Annotated in this window: 21 protein-coding genes; 18 read left to right on the forward strand and 3 right to left on the reverse strand. The window is 62.0% G+C overall.

Annotation, left to right across the window (positions count from 1 at the left end; all coding sequences use genetic code 11):
• The first annotated feature begins 43 nt into the window (after nt 1-43).
• Genes pstC through GOX01_RS07275 form a run of 7 tightly spaced genes read left to right on the forward strand, consistent with a single transcriptional unit; the run spans nt 44 to nt 7,592 of the window.
• Complete coding sequence (gene pstC, locus GOX01_RS07245) at nt 44-1,024, forward strand: phosphate ABC transporter permease subunit PstC (RefSeq protein WP_011252281.1); 981 nt, start codon at nt 44-46, stop codon at nt 1,022-1,024.
• The gene (pstA, locus tag GOX01_RS07250) at nt 1,021-1,893 is read left to right on the forward strand and encodes a phosphate ABC transporter permease PstA (protein ID WP_011252280.1); all 873 of its coding nucleotides are present in this window, start codon (nt 1,021-1,023) and stop codon (nt 1,891-1,893) included. Before pstC ends, pstA begins: the two co-directional genes overlap by 4 nt.
• A gap of 38 nt (nt 1,894-1,931) precedes the next feature.
• The gene (pstB, locus tag GOX01_RS07255; protein ID WP_041112638.1) at nt 1,932-2,720 is read left to right on the forward strand and encodes a phosphate ABC transporter ATP-binding protein PstB; all 789 of its coding nucleotides are present in this window, start codon (nt 1,932-1,934) and stop codon (nt 2,718-2,720) included.
• A 6-nt stretch (nt 2,721-2,726) separates the two neighbouring features.
• Nucleotides 2,727-3,461, forward strand: coding sequence for a phosphate signaling complex protein PhoU (gene phoU, locus GOX01_RS07260; protein ID WP_011252278.1), 735 nt, complete (start codon nt 2,727-2,729; stop codon nt 3,459-3,461).
• Nucleotides 3,458-4,180, forward strand: coding sequence for a response regulator (locus tag GOX01_RS07265; RefSeq protein WP_011252277.1), 723 nt, complete (start codon nt 3,458-3,460; stop codon nt 4,178-4,180). The genes phoU and GOX01_RS07265 overlap by 4 nt, the downstream gene beginning before the upstream one ends.
• An 18-nt stretch (nt 4,181-4,198) precedes the next feature.
• Nucleotides 4,199-5,452 (forward strand): sensor histidine kinase, encoded by a 1,254-nt coding sequence (locus tag GOX01_RS07270; protein WP_024716636.1) that lies wholly within the window; start codon nt 4,199-4,201, stop codon nt 5,450-5,452.
• A 37-nt stretch (nt 5,453-5,489) separates the two neighbouring features.
• Nucleotides 5,490-7,592, forward strand: a complete 2,103-nt coding sequence (locus GOX01_RS07275; RefSeq protein ID WP_024716635.1) for a prolyl oligopeptidase family serine peptidase — start codon at nt 5,490-5,492, stop codon at nt 7,590-7,592.
• Nucleotides 7,593-7,661: 69 nt separating this feature from the next.
• On the opposite strand, the gene GOX01_RS07280 is transcribed toward GOX01_RS07275, so the two are convergent.
• Both GOX01_RS07280 and GOX01_RS07285 read right to left on the reverse strand, forming a co-directional pair.
• Complete coding sequence (locus GOX01_RS07280; protein ID WP_062269670.1) at nt 7,662-9,077, reverse strand: amino acid permease; 1,416 nt, start codon at nt 9,075-9,077, stop codon at nt 7,662-7,664.
• A gap of 191 nt (nt 9,078-9,268) precedes the next feature.
• A complete protein-coding gene (locus tag GOX01_RS07285; protein ID WP_024716634.1) occupies nt 9,269-10,528 on the reverse strand; it encodes a lytic transglycosylase domain-containing protein in 1,260 nt (419 codons plus the stop codon).
• A gap of 63 nt (nt 10,529-10,591) precedes the next feature.
• Here GOX01_RS07285 and GOX01_RS07290 point away from each other — a divergent pair, with 63 nt between their 5' ends.
• The 5 genes from GOX01_RS07290 to GOX01_RS07310 are packed head-to-tail and all read left to right on the forward strand — an operon-like array spanning nt 10,592 to nt 15,988.
• Nucleotides 10,592-11,065 carry a flagellar basal body-associated FliL family protein gene (locus tag GOX01_RS07290; protein ID WP_011252272.1) on the forward strand — a complete coding sequence of 158 codons (474 nt, stop codon included), beginning with the start codon at nt 10,592-10,594 and terminating at the stop codon, nt 11,063-11,065.
• Entirely contained in the window at nt 11,062-12,180 is a 1,119-nt protein-coding gene (gene fliM / locus GOX01_RS07295) for a flagellar motor switch protein FliM (RefSeq protein ID WP_024716633.1), read from the forward strand. Before GOX01_RS07290 ends, fliM begins: the two co-directional genes overlap by 4 nt.
• A 14-nt stretch (nt 12,181-12,194) precedes the next feature.
• Nucleotides 12,195-12,692: a DUF6468 domain-containing protein gene (locus tag GOX01_RS07300; RefSeq protein ID WP_011252270.1), complete on the forward strand. Its 498-nt coding sequence runs from the start codon at nt 12,195-12,197 to the stop codon at nt 12,690-12,692.
• Nucleotides 12,693-12,698: 6 nt separating this feature from the next.
• A complete protein-coding gene (locus GOX01_RS07305) occupies nt 12,699-13,448 on the forward strand; it encodes a MotE family protein (protein ID WP_011252269.1) in 750 nt (249 codons plus the stop codon).
• Entirely contained in the window at nt 13,445-15,988 is a 2,544-nt protein-coding gene (locus GOX01_RS07310; protein ID WP_011252268.1) for a tetratricopeptide repeat protein, read from the forward strand. The genes GOX01_RS07305 and GOX01_RS07310 overlap by 4 nt, the downstream gene beginning before the upstream one ends.
• Nucleotides 15,989-15,995: 7 nt before the next feature.
• On the opposite strand, the gene GOX01_RS07315 is transcribed toward GOX01_RS07310, so the two are convergent.
• On the reverse strand, nt 15,996-16,664 hold the full coding sequence (locus tag GOX01_RS07315) for a TetR/AcrR family transcriptional regulator (protein ID WP_228119258.1): 669 nt from the start codon (nt 16,662-16,664) through the stop codon (nt 15,996-15,998).
• 132 nt (nt 16,665-16,796) lie between these two features.
• On the opposite strand from GOX01_RS07315, the gene GOX01_RS07320 reads away from it, so the two are divergent.
• The 6 genes from GOX01_RS07320 to GOX01_RS07345 all read left to right on the forward strand — a co-directional run bounded on the left by GOX01_RS07320 (nt 16,797) and on the right by GOX01_RS07345 (nt 24,683).
• Nucleotides 16,797-17,993 carry an efflux RND transporter periplasmic adaptor subunit gene (locus GOX01_RS07320; RefSeq protein WP_371858528.1) on the forward strand — a complete coding sequence of 399 codons (1,197 nt, stop codon included), beginning with the start codon at nt 16,797-16,799 and terminating at the stop codon, nt 17,991-17,993.
• A gap of 6 nt (nt 17,994-17,999) precedes the next feature.
• Nucleotides 18,000-21,176 (forward strand): efflux RND transporter permease subunit, encoded by a 3,177-nt coding sequence (locus GOX01_RS07325; protein ID WP_011252265.1) that lies wholly within the window; start codon nt 18,000-18,002, stop codon nt 21,174-21,176.
• Complete coding sequence (locus GOX01_RS07330; RefSeq protein ID WP_011252264.1) at nt 21,173-22,639, forward strand: efflux transporter outer membrane subunit; 1,467 nt, start codon at nt 21,173-21,175, stop codon at nt 22,637-22,639. Before GOX01_RS07325 ends, GOX01_RS07330 begins: the two co-directional genes overlap by 4 nt.
• A 12-nt stretch (nt 22,640-22,651) precedes the next feature.
• The gene (locus GOX01_RS07335; RefSeq protein WP_024716630.1) at nt 22,652-22,999 is read left to right on the forward strand and encodes a hypothetical protein; all 348 of its coding nucleotides are present in this window, start codon (nt 22,652-22,654) and stop codon (nt 22,997-22,999) included.
• Nucleotides 23,000-23,102: 103 nt separating this feature from the next.
• Nucleotides 23,103-24,071 (forward strand): arsenic resistance protein, encoded by a 969-nt coding sequence (locus GOX01_RS07340; protein ID WP_011252263.1) that lies wholly within the window; start codon nt 23,103-23,105, stop codon nt 24,069-24,071.
• Nucleotides 24,072-24,206: 135 nt separating this feature from the next.
• Nucleotides 24,207-24,683, forward strand: coding sequence for a hypothetical protein (locus GOX01_RS07345; RefSeq protein ID WP_034953368.1), 477 nt, complete (start codon nt 24,207-24,209; stop codon nt 24,681-24,683).
• Nucleotides 24,684-24,708 lie beyond the last annotated feature (25 nt).

The following is a 24,708-nucleotide window of genomic DNA, read 5'->3' on the forward strand; positions in this document are numbered from 1 at the left end:
GCTGCCGGATAATGCCCGTTTTTCAAGTCAGAGCTCCTCACGCATGACCCTTGCCACAGCCACGCAGCCCGAAGAGGCACGCGACAAGGCCGGTCTTTCCCACAGTGGAAGCCGCCGCAGCGGGCCCGATACCGCATTTCACCTTCTGGTCGCCGCTTCGGCGCTTCTGGTTCTGGTGGTGCTGGGTGGCCTTGTGGTCCTTATGGGCGTGGGAGGCAGCCAGGCTTTCCGGACGTTCGGTCTCGGGTTTGCCTTCCATGATGTCTGGAACCCGGTCGCTGACCAGTACGGGGCCTGGGCGCCGCTGTTCGGCACCATCGTCAGCACGCTGATTGGTGTGGCGATTGCCCTGCCGCTGGCGTTCGGGACGGCGTTCTGGCTGACGGCGATGGCTCCCCCCCGGATTGCCGCGATCGTTGGAACGGCTGTGCAGCTTCTGGCTGCTGTGCCCTCCATCATCTTCGGCATGTGGGGCTTCTTCACGATCGTTCCCTTCATGGCGCGGACGGTCCAGCCCTTCCTGACCCACCATTTCAGGCATGTTCCGGGGATCAGGTTCATTATTCATGGCGCGCCTTTCGGCACGGGCCTCATGACGGCCGGTCTGGTGCTGGCGGTCATGATCGCTCCCTTCATGACGGCCGTGATGCGCGACGTGTTTGCCGCCATGCCCGCCATGCTGCGTGAAAGCGCCTATGGCCTCGGCGCCACGCGATGGGACGTGATGTGGAAGGTCGTGGTGCCTTGGTCCCGGACGGGCATGATCGGTGCGATCGTCCTCGGGATGGGGCGTGCCCTGGGTGAAACCATGGCCGTGACCTTCGTGATCGGAAACGTGACGGCTGTCGGCTGGTCGCTGTTTGCGCCCCGCAGTACGGTGGCGTCCCTGATCGCCCTTCAGTTCCCGGAAAGCCCGGCCGGGTCGCTGCGTCTGTCCGCGCTGCTGGCGCTGGGCTTCATCCTGATGCTGCTGTCCTTTGCGAGCCTGGCGCTGGCGCGGATGCTGCGGGGAGATACGAAATGAGCGAAACCGTCGTCTCCACAACCGGCTGGAAGCCCAACCCGCGCGCAGCCCGTCGGCGCCGCGCCGATCATCTGGCGACCGCTTTTGGCATGGTGATGGCCGGCATTCTCGTGCTGGTGCTGGCATCCATTCTGTGGACGCTGCTGTCACGCGGACTTGCCGGTCTGTCTGCCGCCGCGATCATGAAGCCGATGGGGCCGCCCGGCTCCTCTTCGGGGCTGGCGAACGCGATCGTGGGTAGCCTGATCCAGACCTTCATGGCGCTGCTGATGGCGACGCCGCTTGGCCTTGGATGCGGGATCTATCTTTCGGAATACGGGACAGAAACCAACAAGTTCGCGTCCTGCGTCCGCTTTGTGTCCGACGTGCTGATGTCGGTGCCGTCAATTCTGGTGGGCCTGTTCGTCTATCAGGTCCTGGTGGCGCCGTTTGGCCACTTTTCCGCACTTGCGGGCTCCGTTGCGCTGGCAATCCTGGCGGTGCCGATCATCGTGCGCACGACCGAGGACATGCTGCGGCTTGTCCCGACGTCCATGCGCGAGGCCGGGGCAGCTCTGGGCGCGACACGCTGGCGGGTAACGCTTTCTCTGTGCCTGCGTTCTGCCAAGACGGGCGTTCTGACGGGTATTCTTCTGGCTCTGGCCCGGGTGAGCGGTGAAACGGCGCCGCTGCTGTTCACGTCGCTCGGCAACCAGAACTGGTCTTTCAGCCTCAACCGGCCGATGGCGAGCCTGCCGGTGACGATCTACCAGTATGCCGGTGCATCCTATGAAGACTGGGTACAGCTGGCCTGGGCCGGCGCGCTTCTGGTGACGATGGGTGTGCTGGCCATCAACATTGCCGTCCGCGTTTCGGCGCGACGCGGATGACCCTGGGAACAAGGCAGGGGATGATACAGGATTCCATGATGACCGAGACTGATCCGCAGGTGGCGAAAAGCCCTGAAGTGGCGCTGGCTGTCCGCAACCTGAACTTCTACTACGGCGAAAACCACGCCCTGCACGATATTTCGATCGACTTCCCGGCCCGCCGTGTCACGGCCATGATCGGGCCGAGCGGATGTGGTAAATCGACGCTGCTGCGGGTCTTCAACCGTATGTACGACCTGTATCCCGGCCAGCGCGCGACGGGCGAGGTGATTTTCGACGGGCGCAATGTTCTGGAGCGCGATCTGGATCTGAACATCCTGCGTGCCCGCGTGGGCATGGTGTTCCAGAAGCCGACGCCGTTTCCGATGTCGATCTATGACAACATCGCTTTCGGTGTGCGTCTGCACGAGAAGCTGAACAAGGCCGAGATGGACGCGCGCGTGCAGGACGTGCTGACCCGCGTGGCACTGTGGAACGAAGTCCGGGACCGTCTGAACGCTCCGGCTTCCGGTCTGTCCGGTGGTCAGCAGCAGCGTCTGTGCATCGCCCGTTCGATTGCGACACGTCCGGAAGTGTTGCTCCTCGACGAGCCGACCTCGGCACTGGATCCGATCTCCACAGCGCGCATCGAAGAGCTTCTCGACGAACTCAAGGAAGAGTTCACGATCGCGATCGTGACCCACAACATGCAGCAGGCTGCGCGTTGCGCGGACCAGGTGGCATTCTTCTATATGGGACGGCTGATCGAAGTAGACAGCGCGGATCGGATGTTCACCAATCCGAAGCAGCAGCAGACCCAGGACTACATCACCGGCAGGTTTGGATAACGCGTCATGGCTGACAGATCTCACATCGTCAAAAGCTACGAGCAGGAGCTGGGCCAGCTCCGGTCCATGATGGCGCAGATGGGCGGCATCGTGGAAAATCAGGTGGCCCTCGCGCTGTCCGCCATTGCGGACCGTAACGAGGAAGCCGCGGATGCGGCCGCGCGTCAGGATCCGGAAGTCGACCAGCTCGAACGCGAGGTCGAAGGCCTGGCGATCCGCCTGCTGGCCCTTCGCAGCCCCATGGCAGGCGATCTGCGCGAAATCGTAGCCGCCCTGAAGATCACCGGCGATCTGGAGCGCATTGGCGATTACGCCTCGTCCATCGCGCGGCGTTCGTTGCGGATCCGGATGCCGGAAAACCAGATTTCGCTTTCGGGTCTGCGCAGCATGGGGCGTCTTGTGCAGGAAAACCTGCGCCGGTCGATTGATGCCATCACGCAGCAGGATTCCAACCGCGCCATGGAAGTCTGGCATTCGGACCGTGCCGTGGACGAGTATTACACGGCGCTGTTCCGCGAACTCGTGACGTACATGATGGAAGATGCCCGCAATATCCGCGCCTGCACGGAACTGCTGTTCATCGCCAAGAACCTCGAGCGGATCGGCGATCATGCGACCAACATCGCCGAGCGCGTATTCTATGCCGTGACGGGCGACAACCTGCCGTCCCTGCGTCCGCGCGGGGCCCCGGCGTCGGCCCTGACGGTGGCAGAGACGATGCAGGAGCCTGACGTCCGGTGAAGGGACCATCGCTGGCGCGTGCCAAGGGGCTTGTTCTTCTGGTCGAAGATGATCCGGCCCTGCTTCTGATGACCTGCTACAATCTCGAGCAGCGCGGATACCGCGTCGAGACGGCAGAGGACGGGGAAGCGGCCCTTCTGGTGCTTGAGACGGCCCGTCCGGATGCCGTGGTGCTGGACTGGATGCTTCCGGGCCTGTCCGGGCTGGATGTGTGTCGCCGGATCCGCGCCAATCCCGCATTGCGCGATGTTCCGGTCCTGCTCCTGACGGCGCGTTCGGCCGAGCAGGATGCGATCCGCGGGCTGGATACGGGTGCGGACGACTATCTGATGAAGCCATGCAGCATCGATACGCTCGATGCGCGCCTGCGGGCGCTGCTGCGGCGGCATCAGTCTTCCTATGACCGTCTGTCCTTTGCGGACATCACGCTGGACCCCGAAACGCATCGCGTGGAGCGGGCCGGGCGGATGCTGTCGCTCGGACCGACAGAATACCGCCTGCTGGACCTGCTGATCCGCAATCCGCGCAAGGTATTCTCCCGCGAGAATCTGCTGCGCCGGATCTGGGGCCAGAACATCCATGTCGAGATCCGGACGATCGACGTCCATATCCGGCGTCTGCGCAAGGCCATCAACGGTCCGGGAGAAGTCGATCTGGTGCGGACCGTGCGCGCGGCCGGTTATGCCCTGGATGACGGCCCGACGACGGACGGCGGCTGACGCGTGCCGCCGGGAGGATTGCCGCCTGCAGCGGATACGCTGCCCCTGCAGGTGGGCATGGTCCTCGTCTGCGTGGCCTTGGCGGGATGGGTGCTGGCGGTCTGGCTGCTTCTGCGCCAGCCGCGGGTGCCGACGTCTCCGCCTGACGATTATCTGACACCTGTGTCGCCGGCCGACCTGCCGGTTGATCCGTTGCCAGCCTGCGCCGTGGTGCTGGACGGGCTTGGCGCGATCGTGCAGGTCAACGAGGAGGCAGCGTCCCAGTTCGGGGAAACGGTTGGCGCCATCCTGCGTCACCCTGCAGCGCGCGCCGCACTTTCCGCGGCGTTGCGGGCACCGGTTCCGGCCAGTCCATCAGGCAGCAGCAATCGGGGGGATCTGCCGCCGGTCTGCTCCACGACCTTTACGCTCGATGTGCCGGTTCCGCGCACGCTTCACCTGATGCTGCGCCGGCTCCCGGGCGGAAAGGGGCAGGACAGGCGTGTTCTGGTGGTGCTGACCGACCGGAGCGAGGCGCAGGCTGCGGACCGGATGCGCATGGATTTCGTCGCCCATGCCAGCCACGAGCTGCGCACGCCGCTTGCCTCGCTGAGCGGGTTCATCGATGCGTTGCAGGGGGCGGCCGGGGAAAATCCGGTCATGCGGCATCAGTTCCTCGACATCATGCGCCAGCAGTCCGAGCGGCTGAAACGGCTGATCGACCGTCTGCTGTACCTGTCGCGCGTACAGGCGCATGAGCATCAGCGCCCCCGGGACGTGGTGGACGTGGCCGATCTCATGGCGGTGGTGCTCGGGGAAGTTGCGCCACGTTTCGAGCAGGAAGGGCGCACTCTGAAGCTGGAGATCGAGAACGACCTGCTGGTTCGCGCTGACGAAGATGAAATGGTGCAGGTCCTGCTCAACCTGATCGAAAATGCCCTGCGTTATGGCGCACAGGAGGGCGATCCGCTGACCATCACCCTGTCCGCACGGCGTGCGGCCAGTCCGGATGATCGCTGGCCTGCTGATGGAGGCGTCATTCTCGGGATCGAGGACAATGGCTGCGGGATGGAAGCGCATCATCTGCCTCGCCTGACCGAGCGTTTTTACCGTGTGGGCGCGCCGACGGACGGTGCCGGGCAGGGGACAGGGCTGGGTCTGTCCATCGTGCGGCACATTCTGGACCGGCATGGCGGGCGACTGCGGATTGCGAGTGCGCCGGGAAAAGGGACGACCTGTCTGGTCTGGCTGCCGCCTGCGGGGGCGACACTTGCGGTTTCGGTGGTGGAATGACAGTCTCCTTCTGAAACAATCAGAAGGTGTTGTGACAGTGAGAGTTCTCCGCAGTTTCCGCCGTGTCGGCCTGGCCGCTCTGCTGACGGGCAGCATGTTCACGCCGCTTCATGCGGCCGATGCCCCCGACACCATCCCTGCCTGGCTGAGCGATATCGACGGCGCGCAGGCCATGTCCTGGGTGAAGGCACAGAACGACCGGACCCTGCGTCTTCTGGGTCATGGGCCGCTGTATCAGGGTCTGTACAACACATCGCTGAAACTGCTTCAGACGCACGACCGTCTGGCATCGCCGATGCAGATTGACGGGATGATCTACAATTTCTGGCGCGATGACCAGCATCTGCGGGGCATCCTGCGCCGGACAACGCCGGATTCCTACGCGACCGAGCATCCGGAATGGACGATGGCGCTGGATCTCGATGCGCTGGCGGCGAAGGAAAAGCGCAACTGGGTTTATGAGGGCGTGCACTGCCTGCACAGTCAGCAGAATCTCTGCCTGCTGCATCTTTCGGATGGGGGCGAGGACGCCAGGACCGTCCGGGAGTTCGATCTGCGGACCGGAAAGTTTGTTGAAGGCGGGTTCAGCCTGCCCCATGCCAAGCAGGGTTCCAGCTGGCTGGACCGGGACACGCTTCTGGTCAGCTATCCCTGGACAGATGCCGATGTTACGGAATCGTCCTATCCGTATATCGTGAAGCTTCTCAAGCGCGGGCAGTCTCTGGCCGAAGCGCAGACGGTCTTTACCGGCAATCGCAAGGACGTCGAGGTCGGGCCGGAAGTCCTGCATGACGGGGCGGGGCATCAGGTTACGCTGATCCGCGAAGGTCTGGACGCATTTTCGGCAAAAGTGTTCCTGTATCGCGATGGTCAGGTGACGCCGGTTGCCATTCCCCTGAAGGCAGACGTGGCGGCGCTGTTTAATGGCCGTCTGGTCGTTCAGCTGAAGGAAGACTGGAAGGTCGGGACGCAGACTTTCCGGCAGGGGAGTGTGGTGCTGGTCGATCCGGCGGCCGTAACCGTTGCGCCCCAGCTTCTGGTTGCGCCGACCGGGAAGCAGATGATCGAGGAAGTGTCCACGAGCCACGGCCATCTGATCGTCACGCTTTATGACAACGTGCGGGGCCGGATCTCGATCTATACGCCGTCCGGTACGGGTTTCACGCACCGGGATCTGCCGCTGCCGCAGAATATGTCGGTGGATCTGGCCAGCGTCGACGAGGACAGCCCGGTGGCCTATGCTGTCTCGACCGGATTTCTGAGCCCGACCACCCTGTGGGAACTCAACAGCGATACAGCTTCGGTGCAGAAGCTGCACACGCTGCCGGCACAGTTCGATGCCTCGGACATGACGGTGGAGCAGCAGGAAGTGCGCTCGACGGATGGAACCAGTGTTCCGTATTTCATCGTGCATCGGCGGGACATGAAGCTGGATGGCACCAACCCGACGCTGCTTTATGCCTATGGCGGGTTTGAAGTGCCGCTTTTCCCGTTCTATTCGGCAGGAATCGGCAATAACTGGCTGTCACGGGGTGGGGTTTATGTTCTGGCGAATATCCGTGGTGGCGGGGAATTTGGACCGGCCTGGCATGATGCAGGGCTGAAGACGCATCGTCAGCGGATCTATGACGACTTCGCTTCCGTCGCGAAGGATCTCATGGACCGGAAAGTGACCTCCCCGCAGCATCTGGCGATTCAGGGCGGCTCCAACGGTGGTCTGCTTATGGGTGTCGAGTTCACGCAGCATCCGGATTTCTGGAAGGCTGTTGATATCGAAGTCCCGCTGCTCGACATGATGAATTACGAGCACATGTCGGCGGGTGCGTCCTGGGTGGGTGAATATGGGACGGTCTCCATCCCGGAGCAGAAAGCGTTCCTGCGTGGGATTTCTCCGCTTCAGAACCTGAAGCCGGATGTGAAATATCCCGTACCGTTCATCGAGACGACCACGAAGGACGATCGCGTTGGCCCGGTTCATGCCCGTCGTTTTGCATGGCGGATGAGCGAGCTGAAGCTGCCGTATTATTACTGGGAGCAGGTGGCGGGCGGTCATGGTTTTGGTGCGAGCCAGAAGGAAATCGCCCAGACGCAGGCGCTGAGCTACGCCTATCTGTGGTCCGAACTCGGTCGGACGCAGTGAGGCTTCGCATCATGCGGACATGAAAAAGGGCGCTCCCAGGAGCGCCCTTTTTTGTGCCGGGAAAGAGGATCAGCCGTGGCGGCGACCGCGATCCAGCAGGCGCCAGCCGCCAATCAGGATGGCACCGATCAGGGGGATGGCGCCGATCGTGATCGTGCCGTCCGGGTAGTCGAAGGCCATCATGATCAGGACGAAGCCCAGAAAGCCCAGAGTGGCCCAGGTCGTATAGGGCGCGCCGGGCATGTTGAAGCCTGTCGGCGCGATGTCTCCGCGGTTGATCGCAGCCCGCAGACGGAGCTGGCACAGCAGGATGAAGCCCCAGGTGCTGATGATGCCGAGCGCCGAGAAGTTCAGAACGATTTCGAACACGCGCGACGGGATGAGGTAGTTCAGCATCACGCCCACCAGATAGACACCCAGCGTCGTAAGGATGCCGACATAAGGCACGGAACTGCGGTTCAGCTTGCCCAGAGCCTTCGGGCCGGAGCCGCCAAGGGCAAGGGCACGCAGGACGCGGCCTGTGGAATACAGGCCGGAATTGAGGCTGGAAAGCGCGGCCGTCAGGACCACGATGTTCATGATGGTGCCGATTCCCGGGATGCCAAGCGCCTGAAAGAACGTCACGAACGGGCTCGTGCCAGCGTGATATTCCGTCCAGGGCAGCAGGCAGACCAGCAGAATGACGGAGCCGACATAGAACAGGGCGATACGCCAGATGACGCTGTTGATGGCGCGCGGAAGGATCTCACGCGCGTCCTCGCACTCGCCTGCGGCCGTGCCCAGCAGTTCGATGCCCGAATAGGCGAACACCACGCCCTGAAGCAGCATGAGGGCGGAGAACAGGCCATGCGGGAAGATTCCGCCGTTTTCGGTAATCAGATGAAAGCCGGTCGTATGGCCCGCTACCGGCATGCGTGTCCCGAGGATGATGGCACCGGCAATAAGAAAGAGCGCCAGTGCTACGACCTTGATGAGGGAGAACCAGAACTCCATTTCGCCGAAATAGCGCACGCCGATCATGTTCATGGTGCCGACGATCGCCAGGGCCGCAAGCGCGAAGGCCCATTGCGGAACCGGCAGGAACACCGCCCAGTAATGCATGTAGAGCGCCACGGCGGTGATATCGACGATGCCGGTCATGGCCCAGTTCAGGAAGGACAGCCAGCCCGCCATATATGCGGCCCGCTCGCCAAGGAACTCACGCGCATAGGTCACGAAGCTGCCGCTGGTCGGGCGGTACATGACCAGTTCGCCCAGCGCACGCAGGATCAGGAACGAGAAGACGCCGCAGATCGCATAGATGATCGCAAGGGACGGCCCGGCCACCTGAAGCCGTGAGCCCGCGCCCAGAAACAGCCCTGTTCCGATGGCGCCACCGATGGCGATCATCTGCACATGACGGCGTCCGAGGTCCTTGTGATAGCCTTCCTCACTGATGGCCCCTGCATGGGTCGGGGTGTGATCGGGAGCCGGGCTTGTCGTCATCTGCGCGTCCTGGGAAGTCGTCGTAAAAGGTGTCGGTAAAGCTGTATGGGGCATGAAGAGAGGCCGGGCCGTGAGGGCCTACGCTTCATGCGCGTCAGCTATGTGTGGCATGCATGGGAACATAGGCGAAAGTGACCGCATTGCCAACGCGGATTGCTTCTGAGGCCGAAACTGTTCCCCGGACTGTGCCTTCAATGTCCCGGCGGGACAGCCATGCAGGCCATTCCCTGTCCGGAAAGAGTCGAGCAGGCCTGCGCCGCTCCGACACGGCTGATCCCCGTCAGACGGGCACGCCAGACCGTAGTGCCATGGCTGGGAGTGGGATGAACTTCGATTCGGGCGGACTGAAGCGACGTAAACGCGGCCTGTCGCGCCATGGTGGCCGCAAACTTCGCCTGTCCGATGCTGCCGAAGGCCCCCACCTGAACCGCCCAGGGGCCATAGCTTCCGGGACGCCTGTAGCCGACGACCATGGTGGTCGATTCTGTTGGCTGTGTCGGCAGCGTATGGGGCGTCGGAATGACGGGGGCAGGCGGGAGTGGCCGGGAAGAAACCGGCTCCTGAATGGTCAGCGTATCGCCAGCAGGTCTGGAAACAAAGGTCGGGGACGGTGCGGCGAGGGGGGGCGTGCTGACGGGCTGGACGGCACACGGCACATCGGGATCGTAGGCATCGTCCGGGTTGCACGGAACGGCGCTGGGGGCTGCGATGGGTGTCTGGGCGGCGGCACTCGTGACATGCCGGCTGGCCCAGACCTGCCCCACACTGCGGGCGGACGCCGTCATGACCGGCGCAGGCGCTGTCTGGGCCGGGGCCAGGCCTGCCAGGGCCGTGCCCGACTGCGAGGCGTTCAGCTGATCGGCGGTGGCATAGGCCGCCAGCGGACCTGTCATGGCGACCTGCGTGCCAAGATGCGGCGTGATGCTCGCAACGTAATTGACGGTTTCGTTGGGCAGTTGCCGCCCTTCGTACAGATAGTCCTCAAGCCGCTGCGGCCCGGCATTGTAAGCGGCCAGAAAGGCCGGAGCCCCGTATTTCCGGGCGAGAATGCTGATATAGCCCGTGCCTGCCATGATGTTGTCATGCGGCTCATAAGGATCTGAACGCAGACCGTAGCGCGAGCGCATGTCGGCATAGGTCTGGGGCATGAGTTGCATCAGGCCCATTGCCCCGGAATGGGACGTGATGGGCCGCCCGTCCAGAAACTGGTGACCGCCCGATTCCTGATGGATCACGGCACGGATCCAGTCTTGGGGAATCGAGAAGCGGTTTGCGGCCTGGATGATGTACGGACCCCACGGATCACTGGCCGGACCGGGCGCGCGATAGGCGCCGCTTGAGGAATAGTACCGGTTGTACGGAGAACGCTGGGACGCGCAGCCTGCAAGGGCCGCAAGGCTCAGGATGATGGTTCCCGTCTGAAGGAAGACTCGCCTTTTCCTGAGCATCATAAACCCACTGTTAATCTTTTATGCCGATGATGAGCGCTGTCCGAAAGAGAAGGCAGACAAACGGTGACGACGGAGACTCCGGAAAACGAAACCCCGGTCAAGAAGGGGGGTAAGCGCAAGATCATCATCCTTGCAGTGCTGGCATGCCTGCTTCTGGCTGGTGGTGGAGCCTTTGCATGGAAGCATTTTCATCATGCGGCAACCCCGGTCGCCAAGACTGCCCCTCAGCCGGTGAAGTGGACCACCATCACCATTCCGACCATTCTGTCCAATCTCGACTCCGGTACGGATCGCACGCGATACGTCCGGATCGGTGCCCGGCTTGAGGTCGAGGACGGCAAGGACGCCGCCAATATCGCGGCCCTGATGCCGCAGATCCAGGATGCGTTCCAGACCTGTCTGCACGGAATGCAGCCTTCGGAGCTTTCCGGCAGCGGTATCTACCGGCTGCGCGAAACGATGCTGGCACAGATCACCAATATCGTGGCGCCCCTGCGTGTGAGGGATCTCTTTTTCGTAGAGGTGCTGGTGCAGTGAGTGACGACCGACAGGCTGATACCGCTTTCGCGGACCAGGGCACGGACATACCCGCCGCCGCCTTTCCCCTGTCTGGACAGGGCATGGCAGGGCTGGGCCATGACAGCGATGAAGACCATGTTCTCAGCCAGGCCGAGATCGACAGCTTTTTCGGCAAGGATTCTGTGGTCACGGGCGCTGCTGACAGCAGTGGCATCGAGCGCGTGGTCAGCACATCGGGTGTCTCGTCCGAGCGGCTGCCGATGCTTGAAGTGGTCTTCGACCGTTTTACCAGAATCCTGACGACAAGCCTGCGCAATTTCACCAGCGACAACGTCGAGGCGTCCATGGACCGCCTGGGCTCACAGCGTTTTGGAGATTACCTCGAAAACGTCCCGGGACAGGCCATGTTCGCGGTCTTCAAGGCGGAAGAGTGGGACAATTACGGCGTCGTCGTACTGAGTTCCTCTCTGATCTACAGCATCGTCGATGCCCTTCTTGGGGGGCATGTCCGTGGCGACAGCGCTCTTACCGCTCCGGCCAGCCGCCAGACCGGACGGCATCATACCGCCATTGAGCGCGCGCTGATCGAGCCGATGGTCAGGATCATCCTGGATGATCTGGAAACGAGTTTCAGCCCGCTCTGCGCCGTCAATTTTCATTTCGAACGCTTGGAAATGAATTCACGTTTCGCGATGATCTGCCGGGCCGGAAACGGGGTGGTTACCGCACGGTTCGGCATCGATATGGAAGGCCGCGGCGGAGACGTGGATATCGTACTGCCCCATGCCACGCTCGAGCCTGTCAGAGACATTCTGCTGCAGCAGTTCATGGGCGAGAAATTCGGTCATGACGGCATCTGGGAAAACCATCTCGCCCGAGAGCTCTGGCAGACGGATCTGACCCTGGATGCCGTTCTGGAAGAGCAGACCATGAATCTGAAAGACATCATGAAGCTCGCTCCGGGGGATCAGCTTGTCCTGCGTCGCAAGCCGGATGCTTCCGTCAGCCTGCGGTGTGGCGAACACGTCCTTTTTACGGGGCGTGTCGGGCGAAAGCAGGGGCAGGTCGCCGTCAAGATCGAAGACGTTCTTAACCAGAAACCCGGCACGGATCGTGCCACATCCTATAGCTGAGCGGAGCATATTTCATGGACAGATTTCAGCTTGGGATCGAGATCGCCCTGTCAGTGCTGCTGCTGGTGACGATTTTCTACAGTCTCTATCTGGGGCGTGCCCTCTCCGTCCTGCGGCGTGACCGCGGACAGCTCGATGCCCTGATCGCCAGTCTCCAGTCCAGCAGTGCGCAGGCTCAGTCCGGCATTGATCATCTGCGCCAGACAACGGAACTCGTCGGGCGTGCCCTGGGGAAAACCGTTGAGTCCGGCAAGAGCCTGAAGCGGGATCTGGCCATGCTGTGCGAACGCTCCGAGACGCTGGCCCAGCAACTGGAATCTCTCCTTCCCGCCGGCCGTGTCGCCACCGCAGGCATGAAGGCGTCTCCCCGTGTTGAGGAACGGCCCGAGGAAGCCCCGTTCCGCTCTGCGCTTCGCCTGAAGCCGGACGAAGTGCGGACCATGAAGCCCAGTGGCAGCAAGAGTGCTGCCGAGCGTGAACTTCTGCGCGCTCTTCGTCAGAAGCAGGGATAAGACGTCATGTTTTTCCGTATCCTGCATCTTGCCTGCGGTCTCATGATCGTTCTTCTCGGGGTCAAGATCTACGCGATCGCGGGTGATCTGATGGGCGACGCGGATTCTCCTTCTTCGTCTCTGACAACTGTTGCGATGGCCCAGCCGCAGCCGCAGCCGCAGCCGCAGCCGCAAGCTGCTCCGCCCGCTGCGCCGACAGAAGCTCCGCCGGCGGCACCCAAGCCCGCGGGAGCTGCCCCCACCCTAGCGATGGCTCTTCCGAAAACGGATGATCTGTGTGCGCATGGGGGCTGCAAGGGACCCGTGCCAGCTGCGCCAGCACCAACGGCTCAGCCAGCAGATCCCGCACTCGTGGAACAGCTCGCTAGCCGGGAAAAGGAGCTGGATCGGCGTGATGCAGCACTGAATGACCGCCAGCGCCTTGTCGATGCGGCTGAGGAAGAGTTGCAGCGACGGATGACAGCGCTGGAAAATTCCCGGACTGCCCTTGAGAACAGCGAACAGCATACGGACCAGCTGCGGAATGATGATGCTGACAGGCTGGTCAAGATCTATCAGGCGATGAAACCCGAAGATGCCGCAGCAATCTTCAATATCCTTGATCTGCGTGTTGGCGTAGCGCTGCTCAACAGGATGAATCCGCGCAAGGCGTCCGCAATCATGGAGGCAATGTCCCCGCAGCGCGCCATTCTCGCCACGCAACTCCTTGTGAACTCTCATGCGCGGCCTGCCACCCGGATCGGTGGTAACGGATGAAACGGGCGTTTCTGGCCACTGCACTGAGCCTGTCGCTGCTCGAAACGGCTGTGGCTGCGCCTAAAGCCGTTGGTGCCAAGCCTGAAAAGGTAGAAACTGCGCCTGCAAAAGCCGCTGATGAGAAGCTGTTGCCTGCGGGCTGGGCTTTCCTGAACGATCCGTCGCCGCTTTTTCCGCATCCTGAAAAAGCAGTACAGGAAAAACGGGTTTCTGCTGGGCCGGTTTCCGTCACCGGAACCCAGTCACAGGCGACGATAGCTCCCACTTATGGAACATCCGTGCAGGTCCCGGGCGCAACCGGACTGTGGCTGCCTCTGGGTGAACTGACGTCTGTTGCGGCGTTCCGCAATGGGCAGAATATCGTGCTCGTGGCGGCGGGGCGGCATGTCCTGGATACGGCGGGTCTGGCCGGGATCGGACCTTTCAGATCTGTTTCCAGCCGGATCCTGTCAGATGTGACGGTCATTACCGTAACGTTGTCCGACGAGCGCGATCCTGTTCTTCGTCCTGTCGGGGCCGGGTGGACGCTGTCAGTTGCCATGGATGTAAAGCCTCAGGCCGATATGCTGCTCGGGCAGGATGCAAACGCCTTGACGTTCACGCCGCCGGTTGCGGAAGGTCTGCCCCAGGTTGTCGCGCTGGATGATCCTGATTCAGGGCGAAGGCTGCTGCTTGGAATGACGCGCTCAGGCCGCATTCAGCAGCCCATGCGGCGCCTGGGAACCGGGTTCGCGGTCCGGAGCAGTCTGATTGGTGTCGTGGTTGCGGCTGATTCCGATACCATAGAGCTGCGTCAGGCGGGTGGGAAACTGATCCTGGATACGATGGGGCCGGACAGTTTTCCGCTGATGGCATCCAACCGGCTTCAACCCTATGGCTCGTCCCTGAGCGGTGTCAGTCTGGGGATGGGAACCCCAGAAGAACTGCGGGAAGCGCTCAGGAGGAGTGTGGCTTCTGCTGCCATGGCGTCTTCGGGTGATCGCTTTGGTGCCCGGATGCGGGTTGCGCAGGCGGCAGCACGGGCTGGCAATGGCCCTCTTCTGGGCGAAGTCATGGACGTGGCTTTGCAGGACTGGCCCGCGGGTGTGGAAAAGCCCGAAGCACGCCGGCTGCAACAGATATCGGCGGTGCTCAATGCCCGGCCGGGCTCTTCCTCGCTGGTAGAAGATGGCGGGAGTACGCCGGAAGACCAGCTCTGGCGCGGAATGATGCGGATGCTTCTGCCATCTTCCCGTCGGGTTGGACAAAGCGCATCAGGATCTCCGGAAAGCGACCGTCTTCAGACGGCGGATCTGATTGCGACAGGACTTCCTGTTCTTCAGGCCTATGCAGCTCCGCTGAAGGAGCGGCTATTGCCTTTGGCCGCCCAGTGGATCGCGCGTTATGGAAGTGATGGCGCCACGAAAGTGCTCGATCAGTTTCCGGACGGTCCGCAGGTGGCTCTGGCGAAGGCCCTGCTGGCGGCGCGGCGGAATATGCCGGATGCAGAAGCGAAGCTCTCTGTTCTTGCACATGACCCATCGCCGTTGATCTGGCCGGTGGCTCGTGAAGCTTCGCTCCGGCTGGCATTGGAAAAAAAGACTCTTCCCCCGCAGGCTGTTGCGGATCAGGTGGATGGCATCCTGCCTGCTCTTCGGATTGCGGAACGCGAGAAGGATGGGCGTCTTCTACAGATCAAAGCCCTGATGGAAGGCGGAAACCTCGAAGGGGCCGCTGCGGCGGTGCAGGAATGGGGGCGTCTGTATCCGGATGATGCTGCCAGGGTCGCTGTGCAGGAAACGGACATTATCCGGCAGATGGCCAGGTCTGCGTCTTCAGGCGCGCGGCAGAACATGAACGAGGTTGCCTTTCTGAAAGATGCGCTGCTCAAAGCGTCAGACAGTGCCCTGCGCGGTGACATTCTCGATGGTCTGGCTCGTCGTTACGAGGCACTTGGCCTGCCGGATCAGGAGCGGGAGGCCCTGCGGGATCTTCTGGCGTCCGGGAGTAATGCCCAGGAGATGAATGTCCGGATCCGGCTGGCGACGCTTGAGCTCAATATGGGAGACCTCAAGGCGGCACGACAGGATCTTGGGGTTTTTGCCGAGGGATCTCCGGATGCTGCCCTGGCGCTTCCGGGTGGAAGCAGCAGCCAGTCCGTGGAGGTGGCGCTTCTGAAAGCGCGGATTGCACTGGCGGATCACCGTCCGGAGGAAGCGGTGTCAGGGCTGGCGACCATTCACGATCCACGAGTGTGGATCTTACGGGCGCAGATGGCTGAAAAGGCCGGGGACTGGTCTCATGCGGTTGAGGCGCTTGTGCCCATGCTGGACAGTCTCCCCGGAGCGGGCGGCGTTTCGAAAGAAACGCTTTCGCCTGAACAGCAGGCTCTCGTTCTGCGAATCGGGGGGGATGCGTCGAGGGCACAGGATCAGCAGACGCTTAAAAACCTGCAGACCCGATTTGGGGCACTGATGAAAGGGACGCCGTCTGAAGGTGTTTTCCGTCTGCTGACAGGGGGCGGTGAAGAGGCTTCACCGCAGGTTTCCGCAGGGGGGTAAGTCTTCTTCAGGCCTGAGTGACCGGACGATGGCCCTCGAGGAAAACCCTGATGCCATACGCCATGAATTCTTCGAGGTTTTCTTTTGACCGATGGGGTTTGCAGTGGGTGAGCCGTCCCAGCATGGGGCCGCCCAGCGTCATGCCGAAGAGCAGATCCGAAGCTTCGGTAATGTCGGGAATATCCAGTCTGCCAGCTTCGGACTGCGCAGCCAGCCAGTTCTGGATTGGCAGGACACGGCCCGAAAGCTGGAAGAGGTCTGCGACGAGTTGGCGGACGGCCGGGTTGCGGCTGGTATCCGTAATGACGGAGCGGAGCAGGCTCAGGCGCTCGTCGCAGAACATGCAGGCTGCGATGCTGGTCATCAGGCCCAGAAGCTGTTTCTCCATGGGATCTGTGGGCAGCGGCGTGTAATCTATGGGGGCGAAAAGCCGTTCCAGGATCAGGGTCTCGAAAAGAACTTTCTTGGAGTCGAAAAACTGATAGAGGGTTTTTTTGGACATCCCCGAGCAGGCAGCGATGCTGTCCATCGACGCGGCATGATAGCCGTGGGTGGTCAGAACCGCACTGGCCGCATCCAGGATCCGGATGCGTCTTTCGGCTTCATCGAGCTGCGCTGGACGGCCACAGCAGGGCTGTTTCCGGTCTTCGGACTGGCTGCTCGACGGACTGTTCAAGATCAACTCCGATATTATTTCACAGACTGAATTGACGTCTGTCAAAAAAACCCGCTAGTTTCCGTCCTCGCGGGAAACTAGCGGGTTTCTGTATCACAGGATAGCGGCCGTATCATGCCTTCTTTTCAGAAAATGTCTTTGAATTCTTCTGCCGCCCTGTCTCCGGTCGGTCCGTGGGGTGGGAAGGGAACTTTTCTGGTGTCGCTTCTGGCACTGCCGCTGCTGGTAGCAGGATGCCAGAAAAAAGCTCCCCCTCCCCAGATGCCGCCGCAGCCTGTCGATGTGGTGACGCTGAAGACGCAGCCCGTTACGCTTGAGACGTCCCTGCCAGGTCGGACGGATGCCTATGAACAGGCACAGATCCGGCCGCAGGTGAATGGTGTCATCGTCTCGCGTGATTTCGAGCAGGGTGCGGACGTCAAGGCGGGGCAGCAGCTCTTCCAGATCTATATTGCGCCCTATCAGGCGGCTTACGATCAGGCGAAAGCGCAGCTTCTCAATGCACAGGCCGCGGCTGCCCGGGCCAATGGTCAGCTGAAGCGTTATCGTCCGCTGGTGGCAGCCCATGCTGTAAGTTCGCAGGATTTCGACAACACGCTGGCAACCGCCCGTGAGGCGGAAGCCCAGGTGGCGCAGGCGAAGGCTTCCGTGGAAGCAGCCGCCGTCAATCTGAACTACACGCATGTTCGTGCGCCCATCAGCGGCCGGATTGGCCGTACGCTCTATACGCCGGGCGCGCTGCTGACGGCAGGTCAGACCCAGGCGATTGCGGTCGTGACCCGGCTTGATCCGATCTACGTGGACGTCAATCTGGCAGCGGCCGACATGCTGCGTCTCAAGCGGGAGCTGGCGAACGGTCAGGTTGAGCGCAGTGGTGCGGATGCGGCGGCTGTCAGCCTGAAGCTGGAAGACAGCTCCGATTATCCGACGCGCGGCAAGCTCCAGCTTTCCGAAGTCACGGTGGATCCTGCGACCGGAACGCTTGTCATGCGGGCGGTTTTCCCGAACCCCGATCATCTGCTGCTGCCGGGCATGTTCGTGCATGCGCATATTCAGGAAGGCATTGATCCGAACGGCCTGCTGGTGCCGCAGGTTGCGGTCGCCCGGGATGCCAAGGGCAATCCCTACGTCATGATCGTGGATGGTGAGAACAAGGTCGCCCTGCGTTCCATTCAGGTCTCGCGGACGGTAGGGGATTCCTGGCTTGTTTCAGACGGGCTGAAGGCGGGTGAGAAGGTGATCGTGAACGGCCTGCAGAAGGTGCAGCCTGGTGCGAAAGTCACACCTCACGATGTCCCGGCTGACGCCCCTGCGGGAAAGGCGGAGTAACCCCGCATGTCATTGTCCCGCTTCTTCATTGACCGACCCATCTTTGCATGGGTCATCGGTCTGATCATCATGCTTGTCGGCGCTGTCGCGATCACGCGCATGCCGATCGCGCAGTATCCCAGCATCGCACCGCCGCAGATCGCCATTTCGGTCATGTATCCGGGTGCATCTGCCGAGACGGTGAACAACACGGTTGTGCGCCCGATCCTGCAGCAGATGTATGGTCTGGATCATCTCGAATATCTGTCCGCTTCGTCTTATGCGAGCGGCCAGATGGAGATTGACCTGACCTTCGAGCAGGGCACGGATCCTGACATTGCGCAGGTTCAAGTCCAGAACAAGCTGCAGCTCGCCCAGCCGCGTCTGCCGTCGGAAGTGACGGCCCAGGGGCTGAGCATCACGAAGGCCACCAAGAACTTCATGATGGTTCTGGCCTTCATTTCCGAAGACGGCAGCATGTCCGGTCAGGACATTGCGGACTATGTGGCGTCCAACATTTCCGATCCGCTGTCGCGTGTGTCGGGCGTGGGCGATCACACGCTGTTCGGCTCCGAATATGCGATGCGTGTCTGGCTGGACCCGTCCAAGCTGTACAATTTCGGCCTGACGGTCGGGGATGTGCAGACGGCGATTTCGGCCCAGAACATTCAGGTCTCGTCTGGTGAGCTGGGTGGTCTGCCGGCCAAGAAGGGTATCGGTTTCGATGCCACGATCATTGGTCCGACCCGTCTGAGTACGCCGGAGCAGTTCAAGGAAATCCTGCTCAAGGTGCAGCAGGATGGCAGTCAGGTGCGCCTGAAGGATGTGGCGCGCGTCGAGCTTGGAGCGCAGAGCTACGCACTCGGGTCTGTCTATAACAACCATCCCGCTTCCGCGATGGCGCTCAAGCTGGCGCCGGGTGCGAACCAGCTCAAGACCGAAGCAGCTGTCCGCGCGCGTCTGAACGAGCTGAGCCGCTATTTCCCGCAGGGGCTGAAGCTCGTCTATCCGCTGGATACCGAGCCGTTTATCACGCTGTCGATCCATGAAGTGGTCCAGACGCTGATCGAGGCCATTGTCCTCGTGTTCATCGTGATGCTGATCTTCCTGCAGAACTTCCGCGCGACGCTGATCCCGACGATCGCGGTGCCGGTGGTGCTGCTGGGAACGTTCGGGCTGATGTCCATTCTGGGCTACAGCATCAATACGCTGACCATGCTGGCCATGGTTCTGGCGGTCGGTCTGCTGGTCGATGACGCGATCGTGGTGGTTGAGAACGTCGAGCGTGTCATGACGGACAAGGGGCTGTCTCCCAAAGAAGCGGCCCGCGTCTCCATGGACGAGATCTCGGGCGCGCTTGTCGGTATCGTGCTGGTGCTGACGGCGGTGTTCCTGCCGATGGCGGCCTTTGGCGGCTCGACGGGTGTGATCTATCGCCAGTTCTCCATCACCATCGTCGCGGCCATGTGGCTGTCGGTTCTGGTGGCGATGGTCATGACACCGGCGCTGTGCGCGTCCATGCTCAAGCCGACGCATAAAGGCCATGAACGTGGTCCCGCGGCCTGGTTCAACCGGACGTTCGATCGTCTGACGAACGGGTATATCGGCGGCGTGAAATGGCTGATCCGCGTGCCGGTCGTCAGCATGATCGGGTTCGCCCTGCTGACCGGTCTGGTTGCGTTCCTGTTCATGCGGGTGCCGGGCGGGTTCCTGCCGGATGAGGATCAGGGGATCATCTTCGGCCAGGTTACCATGCGCAACGGGGCAACCCAGGAGCAGACGGCCGCCGTCAACCGCAAGATCACCGATTACGTTCTCAAGACCTACGGCCAGTATGTTGAATCCGTCTTCACCATGACGGGCTTCAGCTTCGCGGGTCAGGGGCAAAGTGCGGGTGCATTCTTCATCCGCATGAAGCCCTGGGATCAGCGGCCAGGTTCCGCGCATACGACCATGACGGTGTCGCGTGAAATCATGATGCATTTCTGGATGGATCCGGAAGCGCAGATCTTCGCAGTCAATCCGCCGGCCGTGATGGAGCTGGGTAATGCGACCGGCTTTGACCTTGAGCTGGAAGACACCGGACATCTGGGTCATGACGCTCTGCTGGCAGCGCGAAACCAGATCCTGAGTGAAGCAGCACAGAATCCGCTGCTTCAGGCGGTCCGCCCGCTGGGTATGGAAGATGCGCCGCAGTTCAGTCTGGACATTAACCGCGAGCGCGCCAACGCGCTTGGCCTGACCAATGCGGATATCAACACGACGCTCGAAGGGGCTCTGGGCTCCATCTACGTCAACCAGTTCATGCGCAACGACCGTGTCAAACAGGTCTATATCCAGGGCGAACCCTGGGCGCGTATGACGCCGGAGGATCTGAACCGCTGGTATGTCCGCAATGCGATCGGGACGATGGTGCCGTTCAACGCCTTCGCCTCGGGGCACTGGGTCAATGGTCCGCAGAAGGTCGAGGACTATAACGGTCTGAACGCCTATGAAATCCAGGGGCAGCCGGCCGTGGGCGCAAGCTCAGGTCAGGCCATGGCGGAAATGGAGAAGCTGCTGGCCAAGCTGCCGCGCGGTATCGGTTACGAATGGACGGGTCTGTCCTTCGAGCAGTTGGCGTCGGGTGGATCGACGGCACCGCTTTATGCGCTGGCCACGGTGGTCATCCTGTTCTGTCTGGCGGCGCTGTATGAAAGCTGGGCCATTCCGTTCGCGGTGCTGCTGGTGCTGCCGCTGGGTGTGCTTGGTGCGATCGTAGCGACGCTGGGCCGCGGGCTTTCCAATGACGTCTATTTCCAGGTGGGTCTGCTGACGACGGTGGGTCTGTCGGTGAAGAACGCGATCCTGATTGTGGAATTTGCCAAGGCCTTCTTTGAAAGCGGCGAAACTCTGGAAGATTCGGTTCTGGAAGCCGGGCGCGAGCGTCTGCGTCCGATCCTTATGACCTCGATCGCTTTCGTCTGCGGTGTGTTTCCGCTGGCGATTGCGACGGGTGCGGGATCGGCGGCGCGTGTGGCGATCGGCACCTGCGTGGTGGGCGGCATGCTCTCCGCGACGCTGCTGGCGATCTACTTCGTGCCGGTCTTCTTCGTGGTGGTGCTGCGTCTGTTCCGCGTCACGCGTGTGCGTGACCGCAAGGACCCGTATGCCCATCTGGACAACAAGGCGGCACCTGTCGCCGAAGGGGAGCACGGCGCATGAAGGCCCGTCTCGGACTTACTCTCGGGCTTCCCGGCCTGCTGCTGGTGTCGGGGTGCAACATGGCCCCCACCTATCATCAGCCGAACCAGGCGATCCAGAACAGCTATCCGGCCGATACGGGCGCGAAAAACGTGGCGTCCGCAGCCAAGGTGGCCGATCTGGGATGGGAGGATTTCTATACCGATCCGCGTCTGAAGGCGCTGGTGGAACTTGCCCTGCGCAACAACCGCGATCTCGCGGCGCAGGCCGCGGCCGTCACGGTGTCGCGCGGGCAGTATGAGATCCAGAACGCCTCCCTTTTCCCGATCATTTCGGCCGGGGGACAGGGCATGTTCCTGGGCCCGTCCAAGACGGCGGGTTTCTCGTTCGCACCGGGCGTGGGCACCAACATCTCCACGCTGCGCCTGTATGAGACGTCGATCGGCTTTTCGTCCTATGAGGTTGATCTGTGGGGCCGCATCCGGAACCTGACCCGCCAGCAGGCGGAGACGGTGCTGAACAGTGTGGAAAATACCCGCAATGTCCTGCTCACGACCGTCTCGCAGATCGGCACGACCTACATCCAGTGGCTCGCGGATCGCGAAGAGCTCCGGGTCACGCGCGATACGCTGAAATCCGAAAACGACACGCTGCGTTTGACGCAGCTTGCCTATGACAACGGGGAAGCGGATGCGCTGACGCTGGCGCAGGTCAAGACGCAGGTCGAGCAGGCCTCGGCCTACGAAGCGCAGTATGTCCGCGCGGTGGCGGATGATGAGCATGCGTTGCAGCTTCTGGTGGGTACGCCGCTGCCCGCCAATCTGCCGCCCCCGGCTCCGTTCGGTGCACAGACCATGATCAGCGACCTGCCCGAAGGCCTGCCGTCGGATCTGCTGGCCCAGCGCCCGGATATCCGGGCGGCCGAGCATACGCTGATCGGTGCGAACGCCAATGTGGGTGCGGCGCGTGCGGCGTTCTTCCCGCGCGTGACGCTGACGGCGTCCGAAGGCACGAGCTCGCTGCAGTTCCGCAAGCTCTTCACGCCGGGCGCGGAAACCTGGACCGTCTCGCCGTCGATCAGCGTGCCGATCTTCACCTGGGGGCAGAGTGAGGGCAACCTCATGATGGCGAAGGGGCAGAAGCTGCAATATGCCGCGCAGTATGAAAAAGCAGTGCAGACGGCGTTCCGTGAAGTCTCCGACGCCCTGACGGCACGGGAGACCTATACGGCGCAGGACCGTCACATGGCGCAGCTGGTCGAGCAGTCCCAGAAGGCGTTCGATCTGGCCATGATGCGGTATCGGGCCGGAATCGACAGCTACCTGACGACCCTGACGCAGCAGCGCACACTGTTTCAGGCGCAGCAGAACGCCATCACGGTCAAGGCCGCGCGGTTCCAGAACATTGTGACATTATATCGCGCGCTCGGAGGTGGGTGGAGCCAGAAGACGGTTTCGCCTAAGGTGCCCTCACAAACGCACTGACCGGAGAGCCTCATGCGCAGGTTGATTGTCCCAGTACTGGCCGCCCTTGCCGTTTCAGGCGCGGCCCTTGGCACGGCTGTGGCACAGGATGCGGATGACGGTCCCAAGAAGCCGAGCATGCACGACCTGTATCATAACTCGTCGCTGCCCAAGAGCCATGCCGACTTCAGCCGCTACCGGTATCGTCCGCCAGGGGACAAGGTGATCGAGCAGCCGGACGCGTTCCGGCTCCTGTTCCAGACAAAGGACGGCCAGCCCGACGGCTATGCCGAGCGCCGCGGAACTTCGGTTTTCTATTATGACCGCTACGGAAAGCTGCGTCAGATCCAGCCCCTGCCGGAAGATGCGACAACCGACTGATGCCCCGCTGCCGTGACCTGATGTCCGGCATGGGGAGTCCGGCCCGGGCGGTGTGTCCGCCCGGGAGGTGGCTTGTTGCATCTGGTGCCGTCAGGTGCACGCCATGAGCCCTGCTTCGGTGCGGGATCTTCTGGAGCAGCGTCAGATCGCGCTGTATTTCCTTGCCGTTCTTCTTGGCGGGACGGTGGCTGCTCTGGTGACGGGAACCGCGTCCTGGGACGTGGTCATCAATCCTGCTCTGGGCCTGATGCTGTTCGTGACCTTCCTGCAGATCCCGCTTGCGGAACTGGGGCAGGCTTTCCGCAGGGTCCGGTTCCTCGCAGCGCTTCTGGTCACGAATTTCGTGGCTGTCCCCGCTCTGGTGGCCCTGCTGCTTCCGTTTGCGCCGGCGGACGGAATGATCCGGCTGGGCATCCTGATGGTTCTTCTGTGCCCCTGTATCGACTGGGTGGTGACGTTCGCCCAGATGGGGCGGGCGGATGCGGCACTCCTGCTGGCGTCCACGCCCGTCCTTCTGGCGGTGCAGATGGTGATGCTCCCGCTCTGGCTCCATCTCTTTCTGGGCGAGGGCGTGTCACGGCTGGTGCAGGCCGGGCCCTTCCTGCAGGCCTTTGTATGGCTGATTGTTATTCCGCTGTGTCTGGCATGGCTGGTCCAGTTCTGGGCACAACGGGCCTCAACAGGCGAACGGGTCGCGTCAGGACTGGGCCTGCTGCCTGTGCCGGTGACGGCGCTCGTCCTGTTCATCGTGATTGCGGCTATGGTTCCGCATCTTGGGCACGAGACGGCCGTCGTGCTGCATGTCGTGCCGGTCTATGCGGCTTTTGCTTTGCTCGCGCCCTTTCTGGGCTGGGGTATTTCGAAGCTGTTCAGACTGGAGGCGCCCGCAGGCCGAGCGCTTGCCTTTAGCGGAGCGACACGCAACTCGCTGGTCGTATTGCCGCTTGCGCTCGCCGTGCCCGGTGCGGCGCCTTTGCTGCCCGCCGTGATCGTAACCCAGACGCTGGTCGAACTGGCCTCGGAACTGCTCTTCATCCGGGTCATGCCCCGGCTGGGAGCCAGCCGCTCCTAGTCTGACCGGCCCGAAAATCCTGCTCGCATCTGCGCCATCAGGTCGGATAATGTGATCCTGTCCTGCGGACGGTCCCTGTCGCTGAAAATGTCCGGATCCGTCTGCGGTTTTTTCATGGATGCAGAGCGACACATCATGCCAAATATTCATTCCGTGTCCCGCGGGGCCTTTGCGGGCGCCAGCGCACTCCTGATCCTGCTGGCGAGCTTCCTGATCCTCTCGGGCGGCGTTGGCCTGGTGGCCGCCTTTGTGGCGTCCCTGAGCGAAGGGCGCGAGGAAATCCTTCAGGCCATCAGCTATGTCGTGATCTCGATTGCTGTTTTCGACGTAGCGAAATACTTCATCGAGGAAGAAGTCCTGCGGCCCAAGGGCAAGCAATCCATCGCCGAAGCCCGCGTCAGCCTGACCAAGTTCATGACGACCGTCATCATCGCCGTCTTTATCGAAGGGCTGGTCGGCGTGTTCGAGCGTAGTGGTAAAGCACCTGGCGATATTCTCTATCCCGCCGCCCTTCTCGTTGTGGCGACGGGCATGGTCGTTGCCCTGGGGATTTACCAGAAACTCAGCATTGGGGCAGAGCGCGAAAAGAAGGAAAAGGACATGATCGGCTAGGTGTTTGGTCCCGGGGTTTGATGGG

Origin of the sequence: Gluconobacter oxydans (assembly GCF_006539685.1) — a bacterium.
Classification (GTDB): domain Bacteria; phylum Pseudomonadota; class Alphaproteobacteria; order Acetobacterales; family Acetobacteraceae; genus Gluconobacter; species Gluconobacter oxydans.